This window comes from Vibrio cyclitrophicus, assembly GCA_023206055.1.
In the GTDB taxonomy this organism is placed as follows: Bacteria; Pseudomonadota; Gammaproteobacteria; order Enterobacterales; family Vibrionaceae; genus Vibrio; species Vibrio cyclitrophicus_A.
In genome coordinates this window covers 2,300,431-2,324,695 of the sequence record CP065366.1, presented here as the reverse complement: position 1 = coordinate 2,324,695, position 24,265 = coordinate 2,300,431, and the positions used below count along the sequence as shown (strand labels likewise).

The following is a 24,265-nucleotide window of genomic DNA, read 5'->3' as shown; positions in this document are numbered from 1 at the left end:
TAATAAACTAATTTTTCGTGTATTAAGTACAATCAGTTGTCTAAAGGGTCTATGATTTACATAAATACTAAGGCTACGTAAATGATTGTATATAGACTCTTGTCTCGAGTATAAGAATCTAATCTAATCTAATTAGATAGTAAGGCGTTTAAGTTACCTAGAAAGTTGGGGTTTTACTTTTCGATACATACTCAGTTGAGAACACTCCTTCTATACCTGAAAGGTCAATACCAATACCAATACCAATGCCATGTCTAAATATTTCACCTATTAATAGGGCAAGAGTGACAGCGAATGCAGAAGTTACTGCAAAAAATCCGAGAGTGTAACCACCGACTTTACCTGTATTAATGCTATTACCTAAACCAGCAGCGACGGAAATAATGGCTATGGCGACTCGTGGGATAACAAGCATGTTTATTAGTTTGATAAAAATTGCACCTAATGGAGCAAACATCGTTGGAGATTAACCCATCATTACGCAAAATGCAGTACCAATAATCATCGCAATTACGACTTGAATACCGAAATGCTAAACTTTGTACAAACTATCTTCAACGTCAAACGTTTATTTAAGGTCGATTATTTACACTAATCAAGTTAGTCAGAAACTCCAAAGTGTACCTATCATTGGCGATCAAGTTAGATTCAGAAATGAATAAAGAGCATCAACAATGTATCGCTTTACATCGTGATGTCATACTTAAAGGATAATGAATATGACAATAACAGAGATTTGCAACTTACGATTTTATCGGTGAACTGGCGTTCGCCCTTTACTCAAAGAAAATAACGATCAGTCCTGCTACGTGGCATAAAATTTTAGCTGATGAAGGCGCTGCATATTGGCAATGATAGGGGGTAGCATCTGCATATCGTCGTTGAGAACAAAAAAATACATTTATTTATCAATCTATTGCTTTCACCTATCAAAGATAAAAGCGGGAATCGCTTCAATAGTGTGATCAATCTATATATCTCATTTGCCCTAGTCTCGCTCTTTACCCCCCTTGTTGTGTCGGGGGGCAGTTCCCCGTGTCATATCGTATTTAAACCTTAAATTGGCAGTAATCACACAACAAACGAGTTCGATGCAAGAATCTTAGTTCTTGGTGAATCTCACTAAGGTTCACGAGAAGATGTGTATGAAGATTAAACAGTTAATGTTGTAAAAATGTGGGGACATGAAAACTGATTAGCCTTTGTTACAAAAATCGTTAAAACATTGCTCAACTTTGATAGTTCAGATTATCTAAATGAGCACGAGCGATGTGCGCTGTGGGAAAACGTAAGTTTCTACAATTATGTGCAAGCTATCGTGGTGAAGGGTTAAGAATTAGACCTTCTGGTGAAATGTGGAAGAAGTCAGAGATAGTATTTCAAGAAGTAATTGAAAGGCTTGAACCTCATATAATCGTAGTTCTTGGTAAGGAGGTAGTTGATAACCTACCAACAATCCCAGAAGGAATTCAAGTTTGCTTTCTGATTCACCCTCCTTATGGCAGTTATGGTCATGCGGTAAACGACATGTTGGTACAGAACGCAATTGAAATGGTTAAGAGTGATGATGATTTGATGCTTGTTAATTCCATCAAAGAGAATAAATGGAACAAGTCTTCTTCTGTAGCAAAGTTCAGAGCAATCTACTTTGGTTAAATTTGAGAGCTAAAAAGGTTTGCGCAAGGGCTGTAACAAGAGGTTTATTGTCTATCACAAAGATTGATGATGAGTTAGTGCATAAGGTTGTAGAGTAGATACTAAAAAGCCACACGGTTGTGTGACTTTCTAGTAGCTGAACATCGAAACTAATTAAACTTCTTGTTGTTTTATCTCGACTTCTGTTTCTTCTTTAGCAATTGCATCAATGATTACAGCACAAGCTGCATCACCAGTGATGTTTAGAGCAGTACGAATCATGTCAAAGATACGGTCAAGAGCGAATAGTAGTGGTAGACCTTCGATTGGAATACCAGCAGCAAGTAGAACTGCTACAACAAGGAAAGAAGGACCGGGAACACCTGCTTGACCGATAGCCCCAAGAGTAGAGGTTAGGATAATCGCTATGTAAGCGCCCATAGATAGGTCGATATTAAATAGCTGTGCAAAGAAGATAGCAACCAGACCGTAGTAAATTGCATTACCAGACATGTTGATAGTTGCACCTAACGGAAGAACAAAAGAAGCCGTTGAGTTCTTCACGCCAAGTTCGTGCTCTACCGTATCCATTGTTACAGGTAATGTAGCCATAGATGACGCAGTTGAAAGTGCAACAGCTTGTGGTTTTTTCATTGCAACAAGGAATTTCTTCGCTGAGGTTTTAGTGAAGATTTGTACCATTAGAGGGTATGCAACGAAACCAAAGATAAGAATAGCGGCTACGTAAACCACGAATAATTTAAACACAACCATTAGTGCGCCAAAACCAAACGTACCAACCGCTTCTGCCATTAGACCGAAAACACCGATTGGAGCAATAATCATTACACAATTGATCATGTAGACCATGCTATCAACGATAGTATTTACACCGTTGATTAGTGGTTCACGCCTTTCTTTTGGTTGTTTAGATAGAGCAATACCAAAGAATAGGCAGAACACAAGAATTTGTAGGATATTTGCTTCATTCAGAGATTGGAAAACGTTAGTTGGGATCATACCAGTGATGGTAGCCCAGAAAGATGGCAATTCACCTTTAGAAGCATATTCAGAAGAGAACATACCTTCCACGCCAGAAACATCAATACCACGACCCGGCTCGAAAACTTCACCCATTACTAATGCAAGAGCGACAGCAAGAGCAGAAGTAAGACCGAAAAATGCAAGAGTTGAAAGACCAACTTTACCTGCATTAGTGCTATTACCAAGACCAGCAGCACCAGAAATTAGTGCCACTGCTACCAGTGGTATTACAAGCATTTTGATTAGGTTGATAAAAATTGCACCAAGTGGAGCAAACATAGCAGCAGATTCGCCCATCATTGCGCCAACTGCAGTACCAACGATCATAGCAATTACGACTTGAAAGCCGATATTACCCATAAGTGACTTAGATTGAGACACGTCCTTACCTCATATTAAGTGGTGAATAAAAAAGATAGGTGTTTTAATAAACACAAAAAGAGAAGGATTTTTGAATAGAACCCTTTTGTTTTTATATTTATTACAAAGACTTATGCGAGAAGGGGAGTGGTGTGCTGTGTTTTTCTTTTTACTATGTTGATCATCCAAACCATAGCGTCAACAATCGCGTTTACGCCATTGATGATTGGGTCACGTTTCTCTTTTGCTTGTTTAGAAATCGCAATACCAAAGAATAAGCAGAAAACGAGAATTTGCAGAATGTTTGCTTCATTCAGTGATTGGAAAACGTTGGTCGGGATCATGCCCGTGATGGTTGCCCAGAACGTCGGAAGTTCACCTTTCGCAGCGTATTCAGAAGAGAACATGCCTTCAACGCCAGAAACATCGATACCACGACCTGGTTCGAATAGTTCACCCATTATTAGCGCTAGTGCTACAGCAAGTGCAGACGTTAGTGCAAAGTAACCCAGTGTAGTTACACCGACTTTGCCGGCCGATGAGCTGTTGCCTAGACCAGCAGCACCTGAAATTAGGGCAACTGCGACTAGAGGGATAACCAGCATCTTGATCAAGTTGATGAAGATAGCACCCAGTGGAGCGAACATTGTTGCGCTTTCACCCATCATCGCGCCGACTACGGTACCGATGATCATTGCAATAACGACTTGAACGCCGATGTTGCTTAGTAAACTCTTTTCTTTTAACACTTCCATAACCTCTGTGCTACTAAATATAAAAATCCCAGAACTACCTACCAATGTACGATATACCATTGGATAAATATTTCGCGAAGAGTTTTACACGTATCCTTTACATTTATCAATATGAGCGAATGTGAAAGGCTATCAAAAAGCAGCAATTTAATGTCAGTTGATGCTTTTTTAATCTAAAGCAAACGTTTGCTATTTGTTTTTCTATTTTTCTTATATGTTTTGGTGATGTTTCGAGGGGTTTTATAATGAGTGCTTTAGGTATTAATGAAGTGTTGTTTGTATCAGAAAATTAACAATCTAGAGGGCTTGGGCATGTGTAAGGAGAAAACTCCCATTAGTGTTAATCTTTATACTAATGGGAGTTTATAACTATTTTTGTGTTGCAGCTTTCATTGGCGTAACAAACTCAGCAAGTGCTTTAAGCATTGCTTCTGGCTGTTCAACGTTGTTTTCAATGATTTTGACAACGGCTGAACCAGAGATAGCTCCTGCAGCGCCAGCTTCGATTGCTTCTTTTACTTGCTCTGGTGCCGAGATACCGAAACCAAGCAATGCTGGTGGCGCGTCGAACTTGTTCAAGCGGTCAAGCAGCGCTGTTACTGGCATATTTGCCTTTGTTTCAGCCCCCGTTACGCCTGAGCGAGAAAGTAGGTAAGTGTAACCGCCACCTAGCTCAGAAACTGATTGAAGTGTTTCATCGCTTGCTGTTGGTGGGGCAATAAATATTGGGTGAACACCAAACTTCTTCGCAGCAGCAACAAATTCGCCGCTTTCATTGGTTGGTACATCAGCAATCAATACTGAATCGATACCTGCATTAGCACAACGCTCGTAGAAGTTCTCGATACCACGTGCGTAAACCAAGTTTGCGTACATCAGTAGGCCGATTGGTAGTTCTGGGTATTTAGCGCGAATTTGACCAATAAGATCAAAACATACATCTGGCGTTACTTTAGAATCTAAAGCACGAATGTTTGCGCCTTGGATTGTTGGGCCATCTGCAAGCGGATCTGAGAATGGGATACCAAGCTCAAGTGCGTCAGCACCCGCTTCAACTAGCGTTTCCATGATCTTAAGAGATTGCTCTGGGTTAGGATCGCCAACCGTTACGAATGGTACAAATGCGCCCTGATTTTTTTCAGCTAAGCGAGTGAAGAGTGATTGATAGCGATCCATTATAATGCTCCTTTCTCTTTAAGAATGTCGTGTACAGAGAAAATGTCTTTGTCACCACGACCAGATAAGTTAACGACTAATAGCTGTTCTTTCTCTGGGTCGTCGTGAGCCATTTTAACAGCATGAGCCAAAGCATGAGATGACTCTAGCGCTGCAATAATACCTTCTTTACGTGCAATCAATTGGAACGCTTCTAGCGCTTCATCATCGGTCACGTTGTCGTATTCAGCACGGCCAATCGCATTTAGGTGCGCGTGTTGAGGACCAACTGATGGGAAATCTAGACCCGCAGATACAGAGTAAGACTCTTCTACTTGGCCGTTCTCATCTTGCATCAGTGGGGCTTTCATACCGAAGAAAATACCGGTTTTACCGTGTTTAAGCGGCGCGCCGTGTTGGTCGGTATCAATACCTTTACCAGCAGGCTCTACACCGATTAGGCGAACAGACTCTTCTTCAATGAAATCAGCGAACATACCAATAGCGTTTGAACCACCGCCAACACAAGCGATAACGGCATCAGGAAGGCGACCTTCACGAGCTAGAATTTGGTTTTTCGTTTCTTCACCGATCATGCGTTGGAAATCACGAACAATCGTTGGGAATGGGTGAGGGCCAGCCGCAGTACCCAGAAGGTAGTGCGCGTCTTCATAAGTTGCAGACCAGTCACGTAGTGCTTCATTACATGCGTCTTTTAGCGTTGAAGAGCCAGAATGAACAGGGATAACCTCTGCGCCCATTAGCTTCATACGGAACACGTTCGGGCTTTGACGTTCAACGTCTTTTGCACCCATGTAAACACGACACTTAAGGCCCAATAGAGCACACGCTAGAGCAGTAGCTACGCCGTGTTGGCCCGCGCCAGTTTCAGCGATGATTTCTTGCTTACCCATACGTTTTGCTAGCAGCGCTTGACCAAGTACTTGGTTTGTCTTGTGAGCACCGCCGTGAAGTAGATCTTCACGCTTTAGGTACAGTTTAGTTTTTGTACCTTTAGTCAGGTTACGCGTTAGCGTTAGTGCCGTTGGACGACCTGCGTACTCTTGCAGAAGCGTCATGAATTCACTGCGGAACTCAGGATCGGCTTGTGCATCGATAAATGCTTGTTCTAGTTGGTCTAGTGCTGGCACTAGGATCTGCGGTACGTATTGACCACCGTATTCACCGAAGTAGGCATCGAGTTTAGCCATTGTGTTATTCCTTCAATTCTATTGATGTGTCTTCACACCAAGTCATTTAATCTTGCTTGAGCTTCGCAAAAGGCAAAGCCCACAAATATGTTTTTAGTTTCTGCTTTCTAATTTCTAGCGCCGAGTTTGGACTAGTAATTGCGAATCGCTGCAAAAGCACGCTGCAGCTTGTCTGCGTCTTTTTTACCTGGAGCGGATTCAACGCCAGAGTTGAGGTCTAATCCTAAACAGCCCAACTTAGCCGCTTGGTTAGCATTTTCTGGGTTTAGGCCACCCGCCAACATGATTGCGTTTTGGTTGTTGATTAGGCTCCAATCGAACACTTGGCCTGTGCCACCTGTTTGAGAACCCACTTTAGTATCTAGCAGATGACGAGTCACGTTGCTTTCCAGCAATTCTGGCAGCGAGCTTTTAGCACCGTTTTCATCACCAGAAGCCACACCGTAAGCTTTCCAAATCTCAACGCTTTCAGGTAATGATTGTTTTAGCTCATCGACATATGCTTGAGACTCATCACCGTGCAATTGCACAGCGAACAGGCCTAGCTCAGAAACCGTTTTCGCAACGTCAGTAACGCTATGATTTTGGAACACGCCCACGTAGTTCAAAGGTGCGCCGCTCATGGTTAAACGAGCTGCTTCGATATCAACATGACGCTTAGACGCTTCAACGAAAATCAAACCACCGAATACTGCACCCGCTTGATACGCTTTCGCCGCGTCATCTGAATGCGTTAGACCACAGACCTTGTTTTCACCCAGTGTTACTTTACGAACCGCTAATTCTAGGTTCTTTTCAGCCATTAGAGAGCTGCCGATTAGGAAGCCGTCTGCAAATGTTGAAAGGTCACGAACTTGTTGATGTGTGTAGATGCCAGACTCTGAAATCACGACTGCGTTTGGAGCCAGTTCGCGAATCAGCGGAGCCAAATCTTTAGTACGGTTCAGATCCGTCGAAAGGTCACGTAGGTTACGGTTATTAATGCCGATCACCTTAGCGTTTAGAGCCACAGCACGGTGAAGTTCTTCTTCGTTACTGACTTCAGTAAGCACACCCATGTTGAGTGAGTGAGCGACTTCAGCCAGCGCTTTGTACTCTTCGTCATCTAATACCGAAAGCATTAGCAAAATTGCGTCAGCTGAGTAGTGACGAGCTAAGTAGACTTGGTAGGTATCAACCATGAAGTCTTTACACAGGATAGGTTGCTTAGCAATGCTACGAACCTTAGGTAAAAACTCGAAGTCACCTTGGAAGTATTTCTCGTCTGTCAGCACTGAAATTGCGTTTGCGTGGTTGTTGTAAACCGATGCAATGTAGTCCAAATCAAACTCGTCACGGATTAAACCTTTTGACGGTGATGCCTTCTTACATTCAGTGATGAAAACAGTTTGCTCGCCGCTCAGAGCGTCATAAAAGCTGCGGTCTGTTGCAGTTAGTGACGCTTTAAACTCGTCCAATGGTTGAGTCTGCTTACGCGCTTCAACCCATAGGTATTTATCACGAACGATTTTTGCTAATACTTCCGCCATTTCAGCTTCTTTGACTGAAACGTGGGTCGACAATTTATCGGTAGTCTGTGTCATGTTCTTTGTCTCAACTCCGTCGTTCATTAGGCGTGTGCAGCAAGCTTTTGTACAAGCTCGTATGCTTTGCCAGAGTTCATTGCGTCAATCGCTTGCTGTGCATTAGCTTTTAGATCTTCGTGACCAAATAGGCGCATCAGTAGAGCAACGTTCACGGCTACTGCGCCAACTTGAGCTTCAGTGCCTTTACCCGTCAGGATATCTGTTGTGATGGCTTTGTTCTTTTCTGGCTCGCCGCCCTTGATAGCTTCAAGAGGGTGAGTGTTTAAACCAAAATCTGCCGGTGTCACTGTGTATTCGTGAATTGCACCATCTTTGATTTCAGCAATCATGGTTTCGCCGTGAATCGCTACTTCATCAAGTCCGCTACCGTGAACAACCGCCGCGCGCTTCATGCCCATTTGCAGCATGGTTTCCGCGATAGGGCGTACAAGCTCTTTGCTGTAAACACCCATTAGCTCGATGTTAGGGCGAGCAGGGTTAATCAGTGGGCCAAGGATGTTGAAGATAGTACGTGTTTTCATGGTTTGGCGAACAGGCATCGCGTGACGCACGCCACCGTGGTATTGCGGAGCAAATAGGAATGCGACGCCAAGTTCATCGACAGCCGTACGCGTGTCTTCCGCAGTCATTGCTAGGTTGATGCCAAACGAATCCAGTAGGTCAGAAGAGCCTGATTTGCTCGATACACTGCGGTTACCGTGCTTCGCGACTTTTAGGCCACAAGCGGCTGCAACGAATGCTGAAGTCGTCGAAATGTTAATGGTGTTATGACCGTCGCCACCTGTACCTACGATGTCTGCAAAATCGTAATCAGGGCGTGGGAACGGGTTTGCATTGGCAAGCAGTGCTTTCGCCGCGCCAGCAATTTCGTCTGGCGTCTCGCCTTTGATTTTAAGTGCAGTCAGTGCAGAAGCCATCAGGATTGGGTCTAGTTCGCCCTTGATGATGACATCAAATAATTGTTGGCTTTCTTCTTGAGTAAGAGACTGCTGTTCGTAAAGTTTATTAATCTGTTCCATGATCGTTTCCTATATCGTCTTTTTCTCAAGAGCCCATTCGATAGCGTTCGCAAGAAGCGTTGCACCGTAAGTTGTCATAATTGATTCAGGGTGGAATTGGAATCCACACACCTTGTCTTGTTCTTGAACCACAGACATCACCAAATCATCGACTTCAGCTGTCACCGTTAGGCTATCAGAGACATGCGTTGCTACTAAAGAGTGGTAGCGAGCAATAGCCAGTGGCGAAGGTAAGCCTTGGTAAGTCGCATGATTTTGGTGTTCCATCATCGACACCTTACCATGAATGATTTCGCCTGCGCCTGCAACGGTGCCACCATAGGCTTCAACAATCGCTTGGTGGCCTAAACAAATACCAATCATTGGCACTTTGCCTTTTAGTAGCTGAATCAGCTCAGGCATGCAGCCCGCATCAGCCGGAGCGCCAGGGCCTGGCGAAAGCAGTGCAACAGGGTTATCTAATTCGTTAATCGCCGCTTCAACTACCTTTGCAGAGATATTGTTACGGTAAATTTTTACGCTGTGACCTAATGAACGGAACTGGTCTACAAGGTTGTAAGTGAACGAGTCGAAGTTATCGATGAATACAATATCAGCCATGATTACGACTCCTTCTTGTTAGAAATGGTTTTAGTATGTGCAGCTTGAATCGCTGAGATGACCGCTTGTGCTTTGCCGCGAGTTTCATCCGCTTCTGCTTGTGGGTCCGAATCGAATACCACACCAGCGCCAGCTTGTACTTGTGCCACACCATCTTCAACGTAAGCAGAACGAATTACGATACACGTATCTAACGTGCCTTCACCGGTTAGGTAACCCACCGCACCGCCATAGCTACCACGACGAGTTTTTTCTACGTCACGGATAAGCTGCATTGCGCGGATTTTTGGTGCGCCCGTTAGCGTTCCCATGTTCATACAAGCTTGGTAAGCGTGCAGGGCATCTAAGTCTTCACGTAGTTGACCAACAACACGAGAAACTAAATGCATCACATGGCTGTAGCGGTCAACTTTTAGCAAGTCTGCCACGTGGCGAGTGCCTGCTTCCGCAATACGCGCTACATCGTTACGCGCTAGGTCAACAAGCATCATGTGTTCAGCGTTTTCTTTCTTGTCGGTACGCAGTTCAAGTTCGATACGGCTATCGAGGTCGAAATCTATTTGACCATCAGGACGCTTACCGCGACGACGAGTCCCCGCAATTGGGTAAATCTCAATTTGGTTGGTTTCGGTTTCGTATTTCAGCGCACTTTCTGGAGAAGCGCCGAACAGAGTAAACAGTTCATCTTGCATGTAGAACATGTAAGGGCTTGGGTTGCTTTGCTTAAGCTCTTTGTAAGCTGCCAGTGGAGCAGGGCAAGGCAGCGTAAAGCGGCGTGAAGGTACTACTTGGAATACATCGCCTTTTACTACGTACTCTTTTAGGTCACGAACCGTTTGGCAGAAGTCTTCATCTGAAACGCTTGGTACAGCGTCAACGTTGTTTAGTGGCGTAACTTCTGTAATGGCTTTCAATGACTGGCATTGTGTTTGAATGTCGGCTAAGCGCTCAGTTAGCTGTGCTTTGATGCTTTCGTCTTGAGCGAACAAGCTTGCGTGTAGCAGGCCTTCGTTCTCTTGGTGATCGAAACGTAACAGGGTTTCAGCCACGTAGAAAACAAAGTCAGGACAATTGTTGGTTGCTTCAGCATCGCCTAGCGGTTCAAAGTTCGCCACGATGTCGTAAGCGAATAGGCCTGCCATGAACAATGCATGCTTATTATCAGCGTCTTGCTCAAAACTGTGCTGAACCAAACGCAGTGCATCGAAAGAAGAAGCTTCTCTTAAGCGTGAGTCTTCGTCTAATTCGTTGCTCGGCTCAACAAAAGTCAGCGTCAGTAAGTTATCTGTCAGATCAGATTTAATCTCTGCTTTAACGTTTTGAGTCAGATGTTCGATAAGCGCTTGACCGTTTTGAGTCAACGCTTGAAAGGTTACTTCATGTCCGCGGCATACAATACGAACAGCAGAGTCGATAAGGAGTAGGCTTGTCAGGTTCTGTTTAGATTCAATCTCAGCAGATTCCAACAACAGACTGTCTGTTTTGTTTTCACACAAAGTATGAAAAACGCTGGTTGGATCTTGCGAGTAAGGAACTGAAGAATTGATGACCTCAATGGTTCCCAGCTTTTTGATTTCAATGGCCTTGTTCACAAGACCTCCTTTATGATTCTTTAAATTTCCTGCCGTACATAGTCGCATAAAGATACCTTTCACCCAATCTAGAATATGGTCAATTCGTTGATTTGTTAGTCAGTTGAATGTGAGATGTTCGACAAATTAAAAAGCCCGCTATTAAAGCGGGCTTAGTGATAACTTTTTTATAAACAAACTGTTTAACTAGAAGTACACGTTAGCCCACCAAGAACTTGTCCAAGTGCGCCACCAATTAAGCTCTGAACTTGCTTCTACTGAAGAAAGTTCTAAAACTTTATCTTTATGGTTTTGGTTAAATTCTTGTAACATGGTGAACCTATCAAATGTGATACTTCGTATTTGTGTACTAGTTAACTAGTTTTCTGCTTGCGGGTCAAGTGTGTTGACACAAATATAACGATAAAAATTGAAAACAATGAAAAAGAATATATGAGAATTGATCTACATAGTCATACAACAGCCTCAGATGGCCGACTTACTCCACCTGAGCTAATTGACCGAGCGCTTGGCTTTAACATCGAAGCGCTAGCGATTACAGATCATGACACGACTGATGGGCTTGCTGAAGCACGTAACTATATTGCTGATAACAACCTTCCTATTCAGCTGATCAACGGTATTGAGATTTCGACTGTTTGGCAAAACAAAGATATCCATATTGTTGGGTTAAACGTTGACCCTGAGTCACCAGAGCTTAAAGCGCTCATTGAGCAACAGAAGCAACACCGTATCGGACGTGCAGAAATGATTGCTCAACGTCTTGAGAAAGCGACTCGTGAAGGGGTGTTAGAAGAAGTTAAATTGATTGCGGGTGATGCGCCTATTACTCGCGCTCACTTTGCGAAGTGGTTAGTCGACAACGGCTACGCAAAAACCATGCAACAGGTGTTTAAAAAGTTTCTTACTCGCAATAATCCAGGTTATGTGCCGCCAACGTGGTGTTCAATGAGTGATGCTGTCACGGCTATTCATGCTGCTGGTGGACAAGCCGTACTTGCTCACCCTGGGCGATATGGCCTTACAGCCAAGTGGGTTAAGCGTCTGCTAGCTGCATTTGTTGAAGCGAAAGGGGATGCGATGGAAGTCGCTCAACCTCAGCAAGCGCAACAAGAAAGACGCACGCTCGCGGATTATGCTATACAATACAAACTATTAGCCTCCCAAGGCAGTGATTTCCATTACCCATCCCCATGGATGGAACTTGGACGTAATCTCTGGCTACCTTCTGGGGTCGAAGAAGTATGGAAAGATTGGGAGTTTCAAACGGTTTCACCATCTGAATAGTCTTTAGGTGAACCAGCTCCTTCTGATGATAGAGTCGAGAGATTCGATAACGAGGATCAACAATGAGCCAGTTTTTTTATGTACATCCAGATAACCCACAAGCACGCTTAATTACTCAAGCGGTTGCGATTATTCGCAATGGCGGCGTTGTGGTTTATCCAACAGATTCCGGTTATGCACTGGGTTGTCAGCTTGAGAATAAACAAGCACTCGAACGCATCTGTAAAATTCGTCGCATCGATGACAAGCACAATTTCACTTTGTTATGCCGTGACCTTTCTGAGTTGTCACTGTATGCACGAGTAGATAACGTGGCTTTCCGTCTGCTTAAGGCGCACACGCCAGGTGCTTACACGTTTATTTTCAAAGCAACAAAAGAAGTGCCAAAGCGTTTGATGAACGCTAAGCGTAAAACGATTGGTATTCGTGTCCCAGACAACAAGATTGCACTCGACCTGTTGGAAGCGATGGGCGAACCACTGATGTCGACGTCTCTGATCCTTCCGGGTAACGAGACTACAGAGTCAGATCCAGAAGAAATTCGTGACAGCCTAGAGCATGCGGTTGATGTTATTTTGAATGGTGGTTACTTAGGTGAACAACCGACGACGGTTATTGACTTTAGTGACGATGATGCCGTGGTTCTACGTCGTGGTGCCGGCGATCCTGCGCCGTTTGAATAATCGCTTTACTGATTAACAGTCTGTAACGATACAGCAAACCTGCCACAGTAAATAACAAGTGCTTTTTGGCAGGTTATTTGCGATAATACGCGACCGCGATTTGGTCGCGAAAAATTCATTCGACGTCTGTGAAGACGACAATTAGGTAGAAAAGAGTAAATGAGCGAAAAATTACAGAAGGTTTTAGCGCGAGCTGGTCACGGTTCTCGTCGTGAACTAGAAGGTTTAATCAAATCTGGTCGTGTAAGTGTTAACGGTCAAGTTGCGAAACTGGGCGAGCGTCTTGAAGACGAGAACTCAGTGATCCGTATCGATGGCCATACTGTTTCAGGCAAGGCTTCTGAAGAAGTGGTTTGTCGTGTACTTGCTTACTACAAACCTGAAGGTGAGCTTTGTACTCGTCACGATCCTGAAGGCCGCCGTACTGTTTTCGATCGTCTACCTAAGATCCGTGGTTCTCGTTGGATTTCAGTTGGTCGTCTTGACGCAAACACATCAGGCCTTTTGCTTTTCACTACTGATGGTGAGCTTGCAAACCGTCTAATGCACCCAAGCCGTCAGGTTGAGCGTGAGTACCTAGTACGTGTATTCGGTGAAGTGACTGAACAGAAAGTTAAAAACGTGACTCGTGGCGTACAACTAGAAGACGGCATGGCTCGTTTTGAAGATGTGGTTTACGCTGGTGGTGAAGGTATGAACCATACCTTCTACGTTGCGATTAACGAAGGTCGTAACCGTGAGGTTCGTCGCCTTTGGGAATCTCAAGAAACGACAGTAAGCCGCCTGAAGCGTGTACGTTACGGTGATATCTACCTTGATAAGAAACTGCCTCGTGGCGGTTGGAAAGAGCTAGATCTTCAAGAAGTTAACTACCTACGTGAGCTTGTTGAGCTTAAGCCTGAGAAAGAGACACTTTTGGATCTTGATCCTTCAAACACTTCTCGTAAGCGTGAGCGTTCTCGTAGCCAGAAAATTCGTCGTGCTGTTAAGCGTCACGAAGAGCGTGCAAATGCTCCTAAAGGCCGTAGCAACCAGACTAAGCGTAAGAAGCCTGCAACTCGCGGTACTACAACACCTGATTCAGGTCGTAGCGCTCCAGCTGCAAACAAAGGCAACCCTCAGGCTAACAAAAGTAAGCCTAAACTGAACAACGGTCGTCCGGCTAAACCAGCTAAGCCAAGAACACGTCAGTAATTACGCCGGTAATTGCTTCTGTTCTCAAGCTTAAAGCTTCATTAGCTGAAAGCACTGAATACTAAAAACCTGCTCATTGAGCAGGTTTTTTTACGTCTAAAAGAAATAAAAGATGCGGGATGCGAGTAATCGAGTATCGAAAACATACTGCCATAAACGCAGTAAGCGAGCTTTTCGCATCTCGTATCTCGTTCCTTTTACTTATGATTCGAAAAGTTATCGCCCTTCGCCAGTCGGTCGTAAAGCACAACATTCACTGATGCCGCTAGATTCATACAGCCGTTGGTCGGAACGTAAATCGTCTCACGACAGAAATCTGTGATCTCTTTCTTTAGCGTGCCATCTTCAGGGCCAAAAATGTAAAACGCGCGTGGTGGGTGCTTGTAATCAGGTAGAGGCTTAGCACCTTCAATCAGATCAACAGCTACAGGCACGCAGCCTACTGGAATAATGTCTTTCAACTCTTCAACACCAATTAAAGGTAGGGCTAAGTGCTTTTCTTTGGTGTCGGTATGGAATTTTCGCGCATGGTCGTAGCGTGTGCCAGTGTAAAAAACAGAGTTGGCGCCGTAGCAGCCAGCAGCTCGCATCACAGAGCCTACGTTTTCAGGCGTCTTTGGGTTAACTAGGCCAATGCAGGCATAGCCTTTTGATTGTGTGTCTGTTTTTGCTTTGGTCATAATCAGTGAATCTAAAGTTGATGATGAAAGTGAGTAATCACGATGAAAAATTGCGTGATAAAAATAGCCGAGCAATCGGCTCGGCTAACTTTTAACTCGCTTACATGAATACTTGTTTACTCATGCAGATGAGCGTCAACAGCGGTATTAGTCGCGTTTCCACAGCATGTGACAGAACTTATGTTCTGGGTCACGGCTGATTAACATGCGAGCAAATACGTCGTCTAGAACGTCATCAGCTTCATTCACAAGACCAATGCGCACTTCAGCGTAGATTTCTTTGTCGACTTCAAAGCCAACATGTTCAACCCAATCATCGCCAGTTTCAACAAGTTCTGCAGCGCCACGATCTTCAAACTGAGCTGTGAATAGAATCACGTCTGCAGGTTCAAGATTATCAGGTGCCATCTCAAGAAAGATGTCGTATGCAGTATCAATTGCATCGTCGTAAGACATTAGGTCGTTAGCTTCGGTCATAATAAGTATCTTAGCTTGCGCGGTTCATGTATTTACGTTCAGTCGTGTTCACTACTACTTTATCGCCAGTTGCGATGTACTCAGGAACTTGAACAGTAAGGCCGGTAGATAAACGAGCTGGTTTAGTACGAGCAGAAGCAGAAGCACCTTTGATTGAAGGGTCTGTTTCTTCGATAACAAGCTCAACCGAAGAAGGCAGTTCAAGAGTTGCCGCTGTGCCATCGATAAGAATTGCGTACACGCCTTGAGTTTCTTCGTTGATGAACAGCAGTTCGTCTTCGATCATTTCACCGTTGAAGATGAATTGTGTGTAATCTTCGTTATCCATAAAGATGTACTCGTTGCCATCAACGTAAGAGAACATCACTGCACGCTTAGTAACATCGATAGTTTCAACGATTTCGTCAGCCTTGTGACGAACTTCTGTCTTAACGCCAGTTGCTACATCGTTACCACGGAAGCGGTAAATCTTTTGGCCGCCACGGCCACCTGGTGTAGTCACTTCGATATCTTTAACGATTACTGTTTTGCTTTCTACTGTGATAGCAAAACCTTTTTTAATTTCACTTGCTCTAGGCATTTTGTGTTTGTCCTTAGTGGGTCTATCCACTGATTATATCTCGGAGATGCTATAAATAGGAATAGCTTGAATCATAAAGTCACCTAGGCGATCATAGAGTTATAGTTAAATCATTATTTTATTTACCGAAACGACCTATGCAGCTACCTGTTATTGACCCAACACAGCCTTTTCAACCTGAATTTCAACCTGTGGTTAACGATCTGATTACCTCTTTAAAAGGCGGATTAGGTTCTAATCTGCACAGTGTCTATGTTTATGGCAGTGTGGCACGTAAGCAAGCCGTTGTCGGTCGATCCAATTTAGATGTGGTTGTGGTGACTCATCGACCGTTTCCAGATCAACGAACTACGCTGCTGAATACCATCAAATGGCGCTTCCAAAAGAGCTTCCCTCAGGTCACTCAAGTGGCGATCAAAACCACCTTGGTGAGCGAGATAGTTGATTTCGACAACATCTTCACATGGGGTTTTATGCTCAAGCATTTAGCCGTGTGTGTGCATGGTGAAGATTTGTCAGATTGTTATGGTGATTTTGAAACAAGCTGGGAAATTGCTAAGCATTGGAATATGGATGCGGAAAACTGGTTGGCGGTGTATCGCAATAAAATAGCCCGAGCAACAACGCCAGAGCAACAAGTGGCCGCGCAAGTAGTCATTGCTAAAAAGCTGCTAAGAGCGAGTTACTCTTTGGTGATGTACCGCGATAAATATTGGTTCGATGATCCAATAGAGTGTGGCCAGCAATTTTTGAAGTATCATCCAGATCGAGAAGTCGAAATCCAAAGGTTGGGTATTTTACTTTCTGGTAGACCAATCCCTAAACGTTCGGTGATCGGTATTCTTGATGGTTTTGGTGAGTGGTTGATTAAGCAGTATCAGAAAACTGAGTTCAGAATCGGATAGAGGTTCGTAAGCTATCCATTGATATGAAAAAGCAGAACGAGTTAAGCACTCCTCTGCTTTTTTTGTTTTGATGTTTGGCCCGAGTTTTAATCGATATCTCGAGTCTAATGTCGCCTAGAAAAGAGAATTCAATCTAGAACAGGCCTAGTTGCTGGCCGCTGACTCTTTCAAAATCTAACCCTATAAATGGCAAAATCGCTTCTGCGACCGGTTTAATCTGCTTATCGATGTAATGTTGATAATCGATGCCACTCTTCAAGTACTCCTTGGGCTCTGGGCCACTCAGCGTAATCAAATATTCAATACGTCCTTTGTTTTGGTATTGAAGCGGGCGACCAAGCTGGGCATTGATTTCGTCTGCTAATCTTGCAGCGCGCACCTGTGGCGGAATGTTCTTTTGGTATTCGTGCAATTTGCGGCGTAAGCGCTTTTGATACACTAATAAATCATCATGCTTGCCAGCAGAGGTTTCATCGACAAACTGTCTGACATAGTCGGTCGGGTCTTGATCGTGAAACACCATCTCATACAAGGTTTGTTGGAATTGCTGTGCGAGAGGTGTCCAATCGGTACGAGCACTTTCAAGTCCTTTAAAGATGATCTTCTCTTGGTCACCTTGATTGATTAAGCCAGCATAACGTTTCTTTGATCCTGTTTCAGAGCCTCGAATCGTTGGCATTAGAAACTTGCGATAGTGAGTTTCGTACTCCAGTTCAAGTATTGAGGTTAGATTGTGGGTCTCTTTTAAATGATTCGTCCACCAATCGTTGATGTAAGCGACCAGTTCATTCCCTATCTCGTCTGCTTTTTGCTGATCATAACTGCCGTTCAGAGACACGAAGGTTGAATCGGTATCGCCGTAAATCACTTGATAGCCTTTGTCTTCGATCAGAACCTTTGTTTGCTTCATGATCTCATGCCCACGCATGGTGATAGAGGATGCCAAGCGGGTATCGAAGAAACGACAACCAGATGAACCTAACACACCATAGAATGAGTTCATGATGATCTTGATCGCCTGAGAGAAGGCCTTTTCGTTGTTCTTCTTCGCAACATCTCGTGCAGCCCAGAGGTTTTCAATCATTTCAGGCAAGAAGTGTTTAGATCTATGGAATTGACCACCGCGAAAGCCTTCTACTGCTTGGTCTTCTGCAGGCCCTAGTTCCAGCTTCAACCCTTCTATAAGCCCCATAGGGTCAATCAGAAATGAGCGAATGATCGATGGATACAGACTCTTAAAATCGAGTACCAACACCGAGTCATACAGGTTGGGAATTGAATCCATTACATAGCCACCGGGGCTAGCGATCCAGTTTTCAGGCTCTAAGTTCGGTGCCACGTAACCTGCTCGGTGTATCTGAGGCATGTATAAATTGGTAAAGGCGGCAACAGAGCCACCAACGCGGTCCAGCTCTACACCGGTTAATCGAGAGCGCTCAATCGCGAAGTCGAGTAGGTGAGTGCGTTCGAAGATGCGGTTTACTAGCACACAATCTTGCAGGTTATATTTGGCGAGCGATGGTTTATCGAACTTAAACATTCGGTTGATCTCGTCCATGCGATCGTGAACATTATGAATGTCTTTACCTTCCCCAAGAAGTTCTTGTGATACCGATTCGAGTGACCAAGAACGGAAGTGGTAGGTCGCTGTCTTGAGCATATCGATACCATCCAAGACAACGCGGCCTGGAATCGTGATAAAGCCTTGCTGATTTTGAGCGGAACTACGGAAAAAGCTCGGTTGGTTGTCTCTGCCGATGTTGAGCTTCACTTCGTTCCATTCTGAACGTTTGTGCAGCAGCCTGAAATCGAAGTCGATAACGTTCCAACCAATGATGATGTCAGGATCAAATTTAGAGAACCAAGCTATCATTGCTTCGAGTAGCGCTTTCTCGTTGGCAACCCATTGGATGTTGGTGTCTGCTTGTTGTGGTTCGCCGACCATGATCACTCGGCTGTCCATCGGGCTGTCTAGGCCAATTGAATAAAGCACGCCTTTTTCCGAACACTCAATATCAAGCGAGACCACTGATAGGTTGGGTAAGTAATCACCTGAACGGCATTTTGCGTTTGAGACTCGACGGTGCTGACTTTTTTGCACAGCAGATCCAGTGAACTCAATACTTCCCTTGATAAAACGTTCCATTAAGAATCGATCGGCGAGTCGAATATCGCTTTCAAAGGTTTGGATTTCTTCGTTGTGAAAGGCTTGCGCTAAACCAAAGCTACTTCTCGACAGTGAGGTGTAACATGCGGCGAGAGGTGTTTGCTCGAAGGTGGCTAATTCTAGAGGCTTAAATTGGCAATCGATCGACTCTTTCGCTGCGATTGCCTGACATGCTTCTACATCAGATTGAGCAACAAAAAATACAGGTTTTTCATTTTGAATTGTCAGCAGAGTAGGGCCTTGAGGGGTGCTTAACCACAAGTCGATTTGCGTGCGCCCTGAAAAATCTCTTGCTTGTCTTGTGAGTACAAAGCCTTGCTGAATATCCAATGTAGTAACCTATTGAAATGGGGAATCGAATACTACCATCTAGCGACCCTCTGCGTACAACAGGCAGTAAAAATACTAACTAAATTCTAGTTAGTAGAGGCAAATAACGGGACTCTATAGGCAAATAAGTGAAATTGTCGCGAATGGTTATTCAATGGTATTGAAAATATCTTTATCTTATGTAATTTTATTGGGTGTTGTTTTAACTGGTTGATTTTTAGAAAAAGCTTGTTGTTTTAGTTAGCTTATTTGTTAATAAGTACTTGCTAAAGTTCGTGTTTCAGCACATATTCAACAGAGCTTTTTTTTAGTAATTAAGTTAAGATGTACTCAATGCTGCGATCCACTGTTCCTTTGTTCAATTGTTTCAAACAGATGAAACGACACAGTGGTTGCAGAGCCAATTAATAGTGTGGAGATACAAGTTTGATAAATGTTTTCCTTGTAGATGATCACGAGCTGGTTCGCACAGGGATACGACGTATTATTGAAGACGTCCGTGGAATGAACGTAGCAGGGGAAGCTGAAAGCGGTGAAGATGCTGCAAAATGGTGTCGTACTAACAATACTGACGTTATTTTGATGGATATGAATATGCCTGGTATTGGTGGCTTAGAAGCAACCAAGAAAATCTTGCGTTTCAACCCTGATGTTAAAATCATCGTTTTAACTGTTCATACGGAAAATCCGTTTCCAACTAAAGTGATGCAAGCTGGAGCTGCTGGTTACCTTACTAAAGGGGCAGGTCCGGATGAAATGGTAAATGCAATTCGAGTGGTTAATAGTGGCCAACGATACATTTCACCAGAAATTGCGCAGCAGATGGCTTTGAGCCAATTCTCGCCTGCGTCTGAAAATCCATTCGCAGACTTATCTGAACGTGAACTTCAAATCATGATGATGATTACTAAAGGTCAGAAAGTGACGGATATTTCAGAGCAACTCAATCTAAGTCCTAAAACAGTCAACAGTTACCGCTACCGCTTGTTCAGTAAGCTGGATATCAGTGGCGATGTAGAGCTGACGCATTTAGCGATTAGACATGGAATGTTAGACACTGAGACCCTTTAACACTGAGATCGTATAGTGACCAACTTGTTTGACTCAGTCTCATTCCTAAAAACAGTAACAGAGCAGCCCGGCGTTTATCGAATGTATAACGCCGAGGCTGTCGTTATTTACGTCGGTAAAGCTAAGAACCTCAAAAAACGCCTTTCCAGTTATTTCCGTAAAAAAGTCGACAGTGAAAAAACACGCGCTCTAGTCAGTAATATTGACAAGATCGATGTCACTGTAACGCACACGGAAACAGAAGCGCTCATTCTTGAGCACAACTACATCAAGCAGTACTTGCCTAAATACAACGTACTTTTGCGTGATGATAAGTCGTACCCTTATATTTTTATTAGCGGTCACAAGCATCCTCGTTTGTCGATGCATCGTGGTGCTAAGAAGAAAAAGGGCGAATACTTTGGTCCTTACCCTGATTCCGGCGCTGTGCGTGAGACGCTACACCTAATCCAAAAGATTTTCCCTGCCCGCCAGTGTGAAGATACGGTTTATGCCAACAGAACACGCCCGTGTTTGATGTATCAGATTGGCCGATGTGCCGCGCCATGTGTCAGCTCCATCATCTCTGATGAAGAGTACAGTGAACTTATCGATTACGTTCGTCTATTCCTGCAAGGGAAAGATAAGCTCGTCCTTGAGACGCTTATCGATAAGATGGACACAGCAAGCCGTGAGCTTCGTTTTGAACAAGCTGCTGCTTTCCGTGACCAAATCCAAGCGATTCGACGCGTGCAAGAACAACAATACGTATCCGACGATTCAATGGAAGATATGGACGTGTTGGGCTTTGCTCAAGAGAATGGCGTAGCTTGTATTCATATCTTGATGATTCGCCAAGGCAAGGTTTTAGGCAGTAGAAGCCATTTCCCGAAAATTCCAAACAATACGGTGCGAGAAGAGGTATTTTCGAGCTTTTTAAGCCAATACTATCTTGCGCATAATGAAGCGAGAACCATCCCAACTCGTTTGATTCTCAATGCCGATTTGCTGGAAGATGTCACACCGATTCAAGAAGCCTTGTGTGAAGTGGCGGGTCGTAAGATTCACTTCAATACCAACCCTTCAGGTACTCGAGGTCGTTACCTTAAATTGTCGAACACCAATGCATTGACGGCTATTACCACCAAGATTAATCACAAGATGACGATTAATCAGCGCTTCAAAGAGCTTCAAGAAGTGCTGTCGATGGATGCTATCAAGCGCATGGAATGTTTCGATATCAGTCATACCATGGGTGAAAGCACGATTGCGTCGTGTGTGGTGTTCAATCAAGAAGGCCCGGTTAAACCGGAGTACCGTCGTTACAACATCACAGGCATTACAGGTGGTGATGATTATGCAGCGATGGGTCAGGCGCTTGAGAGGCGTTACTCGAAGCAACTCGATGTCGACAAGATCCCAGACATCATCTTTATCGATGGTGGCAAAGGTCAGCTAAACCGCGCTCATGAGATCATTTCTCAATATTGGGGTGATTGGCCGTTTAGACCAAGGATGATGGGTATTGCGAAAGGGGTAACGCGTAAACCGGGTTTAGAAACCTTGGTAACCCTTGAAGGTGAAGAATTTAACTTACCAAGTGATGCGCCAGCGTTGCACCTTATCCAGCACATTCGCGATGAAAGCCATAATCATGCGATTGCAGGGCACAGAGCGAAACGTGGTAAAACGCGAAGAACCAGCGCTTTGGAAGGAATCGAAGGGGTGGGGCCGAAACGCCGTCAATCTTTGTTGAAATATATGGGTGGCTTACAAGAACTTAAGCGCGCAACTGTCGAAGAAATAGCCAAAGTGCCGGGCATTAGTCATTCTTTGGCAGAAAACATTTATCAAGCATTGAAACAATAGTAAAAATCCCGCACCATTAAAGCGCAATTAATAAGAGCCCAATAATATGCGTTTGAATATACCTAACATTTTGTCCTTACTGAGACTATTTTTGATCCCAGTATTCGTTGTCGTTTTCTATCTACCTTATCAATGGGCTCCTTTCGCTGCTGCGATGGTGTTTTGGGTAGCAGGTTTCACTGATTGGCTAGATGGCATGCTAGCTCGTAAGTTAGGGCAAACCTCTCGCTTCGGTGCCTTCATTGACCCAGTGGCTGACAAAGTGCTGGTCGCTACGGCTCTTATCCTGATTACTGAGCATTACCACTCGATTTGGGTGACTATCCCAGCCGTGACCATGATAGCTCGCGAGATCATTATTTCAGCGCTTCGTGAATGGATGGCTGAAATCGGTAAACGCGCAAGTGTTGCAGTATCTTGGGTCGGTAAGGTTAAAACGGTTTCTCAGATGTTCGCGTTGTGGGTGCTTATCTGGCGCTATGATGATTGGATGGTTTGGGTTGGTTACATCGCGCTCTATGTTGCAACGATTCTAACCTACTGGTCGATGGCGCAATACTTGATGGCTGCCAAGGACGATTTGTTAGACGAAAAACATCATTGATGAAGAAGCGAGCTGAGGCTCGCTTTTTTGATCTTTAACCTAAGGTTAAGTTATCAATAGTGGATATCTAATGTGATATAGATCTCCTTTGAATAACCCGCTCACAGTGTGTTTTGAACATAAAGTCAGCTATTTGGCCTGTTTCGTATGAAATCTATTCAAACGAATTAAAAATACAAAAATAATATTGACTCAATCGTCTGAATCCGTAGAATGCATCCCGTACCCAAGAGGATGGCAATAAGCGATTCGATTGGAGTTACTAAGGCGCCTTGGCAGAGTGGCTATGCAGCGGATTGCAAATCCGTGGACCTCGGTTCGACTCCGGGAGGCGCCTCCATTCTATCTTTTTTGTAGAAAGAATATGAATGAAAATGCGATACTAGCTCAGTTGGTAGAGCGCAACCTTGCCAAGGTTGAGGTCATCGGTTCGAACCCGATGTATCGCTCCAAATTTTGTAATGCTGATTGGCGTCAGCATTAAGATGGTGTTTTACTTTTCAGTAATCGGCATCGCAATAAAGAATTGCGTGCCCTGGTGGTGGAATTGGTAGACACAAGGGATTTAAAATCCCTCGGCGTTCGCGCTGTGCCGGTTCAAGTCCGGCCCGGGGCACCATCTATTAAAGTCTACATCTTAACGGAAGTAGCAAATGCGATACTAGCTCAGTTGGTAGAGCGCAACCTTGCCAAGGTTGAGGTCATCGGTTCGAACCCGATGTATCGCTCCAAATTAAAAAGCCCGAACAGAAATGTTCGGGCTTTTTGGTTTCTGGCGTTTAGCTTTTACGTTTAAGAACTCTTCTTGTTCGAGCTCGAGCTCAAAATTTATCTCTATCTCTATCTCTATATCTATATCTATATCTATCTCAAAATTTCGCAATCAAGTTTGTTTCGACAAGTTAGTTTTAAAAAGCGAGATTCCCTATGAACTCGTTCCTCGTACTAGGGAATGACGCCAAGACCTCAAAGCTTCTCTAGCAACGTTTGTAACTCCATGTCGTCATCTCGGGCATGAGGGACGAGCGAACCGGGGATTTACTTACGGCCTGCTGATTAACTTGTGTTTAATTCATCGCATCAGATAGCTTCTTGAATAAAGTAATGCAACGATATGTTGTAAGGGGTTCCCTATGGACTCGTTCCTCGCTCCAGGGAATGATGGAAAGACGCCATGACCTCAAAGCCTCTCTAGTAACGTTTGCAACTCCACGTCGTCATCCTCGGGCGTGAGGGACGAGCGAACCGGGGATCTCTTTCCTAAACGATAGTGTTGACGATATTTACAGCAATTTCTTAGCTACCGCTGCTATTTATCAAGCTATTATTAAAAACTATTGATCGTTCATTTCACTTTATGTTATTTTCCCGCGCAATCTCGGAATGAACAATGTTCAAAAAGAGCAACGATTGCTTCTGGGGGATACGCGTAGTGACCATTCTTGCTGATTGGGACATTACGTAGGGTAGGTATTGGCTAGT

The 24,265-nt window shown here is 44.1% G+C and carries 20 protein-coding genes, 4 tRNA genes, 2 pseudogenes and 1 other annotated feature; of the genes and pseudogenes, 12 read left to right on the top strand and 14 right to left on the bottom strand.

Translation table 11 applies throughout. The annotated features are described in order from the left end of the window. Positions 1 to 157: 157 nt before the first annotated feature. A pseudogene (locus ITG09_10195) lies at positions 158 to 505 on the bottom strand (cation:dicarboxylase symporter family transporter). A 764-nt stretch (positions 506 to 1,269) separates the two neighbouring features. Here ITG09_10195 and ITG09_10190 point away from each other — a divergent pair. After that, entirely contained in the window at positions 1,270 to 1,656 is a 387-nt protein-coding gene (locus tag ITG09_10190) for a hypothetical protein (GenBank protein ID UPR51080.1), read from the top strand. 153 nt (positions 1,657 to 1,809) lie between these two features. Here ITG09_10190 and ITG09_10185 read toward each other — a convergent pair whose 3' ends face one another. The 9 genes and pseudogenes from ITG09_10185 to ITG09_10145 form a co-directional block, all read right to left on the bottom strand. Next, entirely contained in the window at positions 1,810 to 3,039 is a 1,230-nt protein-coding gene (locus tag ITG09_10185; GenBank protein ID UPR53624.1) for a dicarboxylate/amino acid:cation symporter, read from the bottom strand. 176 nt (positions 3,040 to 3,215) lie between these two features. Then, a pseudogene (locus tag ITG09_10180) lies at positions 3,216 to 3,794 on the bottom strand (dicarboxylate/amino acid:cation symporter). A gap of 369 nt (positions 3,795 to 4,163) precedes the next feature. Beyond that, positions 4,164 to 4,970 (bottom strand): tryptophan synthase subunit alpha, encoded by an 807-nt coding sequence (gene trpA, locus ITG09_10175; protein ID UPR51079.1) that lies wholly within the window; start codon positions 4,968 to 4,970, stop codon positions 4,164 to 4,166. After that, positions 4,970 to 6,160 (bottom strand): tryptophan synthase subunit beta, encoded by a 1,191-nt coding sequence (gene trpB / locus ITG09_10170; GenBank protein ID UPR51078.1) that lies wholly within the window; start codon positions 6,158 to 6,160, stop codon positions 4,970 to 4,972. Before trpB ends, trpA begins: the two co-directional genes overlap by 1 nt. A gap of 131 nt (positions 6,161 to 6,291) precedes the next feature. Then, positions 6,292 to 7,743, bottom strand: a complete 1,452-nt coding sequence (gene trpCF / locus ITG09_10165) for a bifunctional indole-3-glycerol-phosphate synthase TrpC/phosphoribosylanthranilate isomerase TrpF (protein UPR51077.1) — start codon at positions 7,741 to 7,743, stop codon at positions 6,292 to 6,294. Positions 7,744 to 7,769: 26 nt separating this feature from the next. Beyond that, positions 7,770 to 8,765 carry an anthranilate phosphoribosyltransferase gene (gene trpD / locus ITG09_10160; protein ID UPR51076.1) on the bottom strand — a complete coding sequence of 332 codons (996 nt, stop codon included), beginning with the start codon at positions 8,763 to 8,765 and terminating at the stop codon, positions 7,770 to 7,772. Positions 8,766 to 8,774: 9 nt separating this feature from the next. Next, complete coding sequence (locus tag ITG09_10155) at positions 8,775 to 9,365, bottom strand: aminodeoxychorismate/anthranilate synthase component II (GenBank protein UPR51075.1); 591 nt, start codon at positions 9,363 to 9,365, stop codon at positions 8,775 to 8,777. A gap of 2 nt (positions 9,366 to 9,367) precedes the next feature. Next, positions 9,368 to 10,957, bottom strand: coding sequence for an anthranilate synthase component 1 (locus ITG09_10150; GenBank protein UPR51074.1), 1,590 nt, complete (start codon positions 10,955 to 10,957; stop codon positions 9,368 to 9,370). Between the two features lie 125 nt (positions 10,958 to 11,082). After that, positions 11,083 to 11,197: a sequence feature (Trp leader region), on the bottom strand. Next, positions 11,144 to 11,269 (bottom strand): Trp operon leader peptide, encoded by a 126-nt coding sequence (locus tag ITG09_10145; protein ID UPR51073.1) that lies wholly within the window; start codon positions 11,267 to 11,269, stop codon positions 11,144 to 11,146. It overlaps the preceding feature by 54 nt. A 120-nt stretch (positions 11,270 to 11,389) precedes the next feature. On the opposite strand from ITG09_10145, the gene ITG09_10140 reads away from it, so the two are divergent. The 3 genes from ITG09_10140 (at position 11,390) to rluB (ending at position 14,121) form a co-directional block, all read left to right on the top strand. Beyond that, positions 11,390 to 12,244, top strand: coding sequence for a PHP domain-containing protein (locus ITG09_10140; GenBank protein UPR51072.1), 855 nt, complete (start codon positions 11,390 to 11,392; stop codon positions 12,242 to 12,244). A gap of 62 nt (positions 12,245 to 12,306) precedes the next feature. After that, positions 12,307 to 12,927, top strand: coding sequence for a threonylcarbamoyl-AMP synthase (locus ITG09_10135; GenBank protein UPR51071.1), 621 nt, complete (start codon positions 12,307 to 12,309; stop codon positions 12,925 to 12,927). Positions 12,928 to 13,086: 159 nt separating this feature from the next. Then, positions 13,087 to 14,121 carry a 23S rRNA pseudouridine(2605) synthase RluB gene (gene rluB / locus ITG09_10130; protein ID UPR51070.1) on the top strand — a complete coding sequence of 345 codons (1,035 nt, stop codon included), beginning with the start codon at positions 13,087 to 13,089 and terminating at the stop codon, positions 14,119 to 14,121. 197 nt (positions 14,122 to 14,318) lie between these two features. On the opposite strand, the gene ITG09_10125 is transcribed toward rluB, so the two are convergent. The 3 genes from ITG09_10125 to yeiP all read right to left on the bottom strand — a co-directional run bounded on the left by ITG09_10125 (position 14,319) and on the right by yeiP (position 15,858). Then, on the bottom strand, positions 14,319 to 14,801 hold the full coding sequence (locus ITG09_10125) for an RNA methyltransferase (GenBank protein ID UPR51069.1): 483 nt from the start codon (positions 14,799 to 14,801) through the stop codon (positions 14,319 to 14,321). Positions 14,802 to 14,948: 147 nt separating this feature from the next. Continuing rightward, positions 14,949 to 15,278: a YciU family protein gene (locus tag ITG09_10120; protein ID UPR51068.1), complete on the bottom strand. Its 330-nt coding sequence runs from the start codon at positions 15,276 to 15,278 to the stop codon at positions 14,949 to 14,951. 10 nt (positions 15,279 to 15,288) lie between these two features. Beyond that, on the bottom strand, positions 15,289 to 15,858 hold the full coding sequence (gene yeiP / locus ITG09_10115; protein ID UPR51067.1) for an elongation factor P-like protein YeiP: 570 nt from the start codon (positions 15,856 to 15,858) through the stop codon (positions 15,289 to 15,291). 137 nt (positions 15,859 to 15,995) lie between these two features. On the opposite strand from yeiP, the gene ITG09_10110 reads away from it, so the two are divergent. Further along, positions 15,996 to 16,763 carry a nucleotidyltransferase domain-containing protein gene (locus tag ITG09_10110; protein UPR51066.1) on the top strand — a complete coding sequence of 256 codons (768 nt, stop codon included), beginning with the start codon at positions 15,996 to 15,998 and terminating at the stop codon, positions 16,761 to 16,763. 133 nt (positions 16,764 to 16,896) lie between these two features. Here the strand turns inward: ITG09_10110 and ITG09_10105 are convergent, their stop codons facing one another. Beyond that, positions 16,897 to 19,260 carry a DNA polymerase II gene (locus tag ITG09_10105; GenBank protein ID UPR51065.1) on the bottom strand — a complete coding sequence of 788 codons (2,364 nt, stop codon included), beginning with the start codon at positions 19,258 to 19,260 and terminating at the stop codon, positions 16,897 to 16,899. A gap of 426 nt (positions 19,261 to 19,686) precedes the next feature. Between ITG09_10105 and uvrY the strand changes: the two genes are divergently transcribed. The 7 genes from uvrY (at position 19,687) to ITG09_10070 (ending at position 23,514) form a co-directional block, all read left to right on the top strand. After that, positions 19,687 to 20,331 carry a UvrY/SirA/GacA family response regulator transcription factor gene (gene uvrY, locus ITG09_10100; GenBank protein UPR51064.1) on the top strand — a complete coding sequence of 215 codons (645 nt, stop codon included), beginning with the start codon at positions 19,687 to 19,689 and terminating at the stop codon, positions 20,329 to 20,331. Between the two features lie 15 nt (positions 20,332 to 20,346). Further along, a complete protein-coding gene (gene uvrC, locus ITG09_10095) occupies positions 20,347 to 22,179 on the top strand; it encodes an excinuclease ABC subunit UvrC (GenBank protein ID UPR51063.1) in 1,833 nt (610 codons plus the stop codon). Between the two features lie 46 nt (positions 22,180 to 22,225). Beyond that, on the top strand, positions 22,226 to 22,783 hold the full coding sequence (gene pgsA, locus ITG09_10090) for a CDP-diacylglycerol--glycerol-3-phosphate 3-phosphatidyltransferase (protein UPR51062.1): 558 nt from the start codon (positions 22,226 to 22,228) through the stop codon (positions 22,781 to 22,783). 266 nt (positions 22,784 to 23,049) lie between these two features. Next, a tRNA-Cys gene (locus ITG09_10085) sits at positions 23,050 to 23,123 on the top strand. Between the two features lie 36 nt (positions 23,124 to 23,159). Further along, positions 23,160 to 23,235, top strand: a tRNA-Gly gene (locus tag ITG09_10080). Between the two features lie 80 nt (positions 23,236 to 23,315). After that, positions 23,316 to 23,402, top strand: a tRNA-Leu gene (locus ITG09_10075). A gap of 36 nt (positions 23,403 to 23,438) precedes the next feature. After that, positions 23,439 to 23,514 (top strand) — tRNA-Gly (locus ITG09_10070). Positions 23,515 to 24,265 lie beyond the last annotated feature (751 nt).

Bases quoted from the DNA above. Each gene is read 5' to 3' on its own strand.
- ITG09_10190 (UPR51080.1), top strand. From the start codon at position 1,270: ATGTGCGCTGTGGGAAAACGTAAGTTTCTACAATTATGTGCAAGCTAT.
- ITG09_10185 (UPR53624.1), bottom strand. From the start codon at position 3,039: ATGGGTAATATCGGCTTTCAAGTCGTAATTGCTATGATCGTTGGTACT.
- trpA (UPR51079.1), bottom strand. From the start codon at position 4,970: ATGGATCGCTATCAATCACTCTTCACTCGCTTAGCTGAAAAAAATCAG.
- trpB (UPR51078.1), bottom strand. From the start codon at position 6,160: ATGGCTAAACTCGATGCCTACTTCGGTGAATACGGTGGTCAATACGTA.
- trpCF (UPR51077.1), bottom strand. From the start codon at position 7,743: ATGACACAGACTACCGATAAATTGTCGACCCACGTTTCAGTCAAAGAA.
- trpD (UPR51076.1), bottom strand. From the start codon at position 8,765: ATGGAACAGATTAATAAACTTTACGAACAGCAGTCTCTTACTCAAGAA.
- ITG09_10155 (UPR51075.1), bottom strand. From the start codon at position 9,365: ATGGCTGATATTGTATTCATCGATAACTTCGACTCGTTCACTTACAAC.
- ITG09_10145 (UPR51073.1), bottom strand. From the start codon at position 11,269: ATGTTACAAGAATTTAACCAAAACCATAAAGATAAAGTTTTAGAACTT.
- ITG09_10140 (UPR51072.1), top strand. From the start codon at position 11,390: ATGAGAATTGATCTACATAGTCATACAACAGCCTCAGATGGCCGACTT.
- ITG09_10135 (UPR51071.1), top strand. From the start codon at position 12,307: ATGAGCCAGTTTTTTTATGTACATCCAGATAACCCACAAGCACGCTTA.
- rluB (UPR51070.1), top strand. From the start codon at position 13,087: ATGAGCGAAAAATTACAGAAGGTTTTAGCGCGAGCTGGTCACGGTTCT.
- ITG09_10125 (UPR51069.1), bottom strand. From the start codon at position 14,801: ATGACCAAAGCAAAAACAGACACACAATCAAAAGGCTATGCCTGCATT.
- ITG09_10120 (UPR51068.1), bottom strand. From the start codon at position 15,278: ATGACCGAAGCTAACGACCTAATGTCTTACGACGATGCAATTGATACT.
- yeiP (UPR51067.1), bottom strand. From the start codon at position 15,858: ATGCCTAGAGCAAGTGAAATTAAAAAAGGTTTTGCTATCACAGTAGAA.
- ITG09_10110 (UPR51066.1), top strand. From the start codon at position 15,996: ATGCAGCTACCTGTTATTGACCCAACACAGCCTTTTCAACCTGAATTT.
- pgsA (UPR51062.1), top strand. From the start codon at position 22,226: ATGCGTTTGAATATACCTAACATTTTGTCCTTACTGAGACTATTTTTG.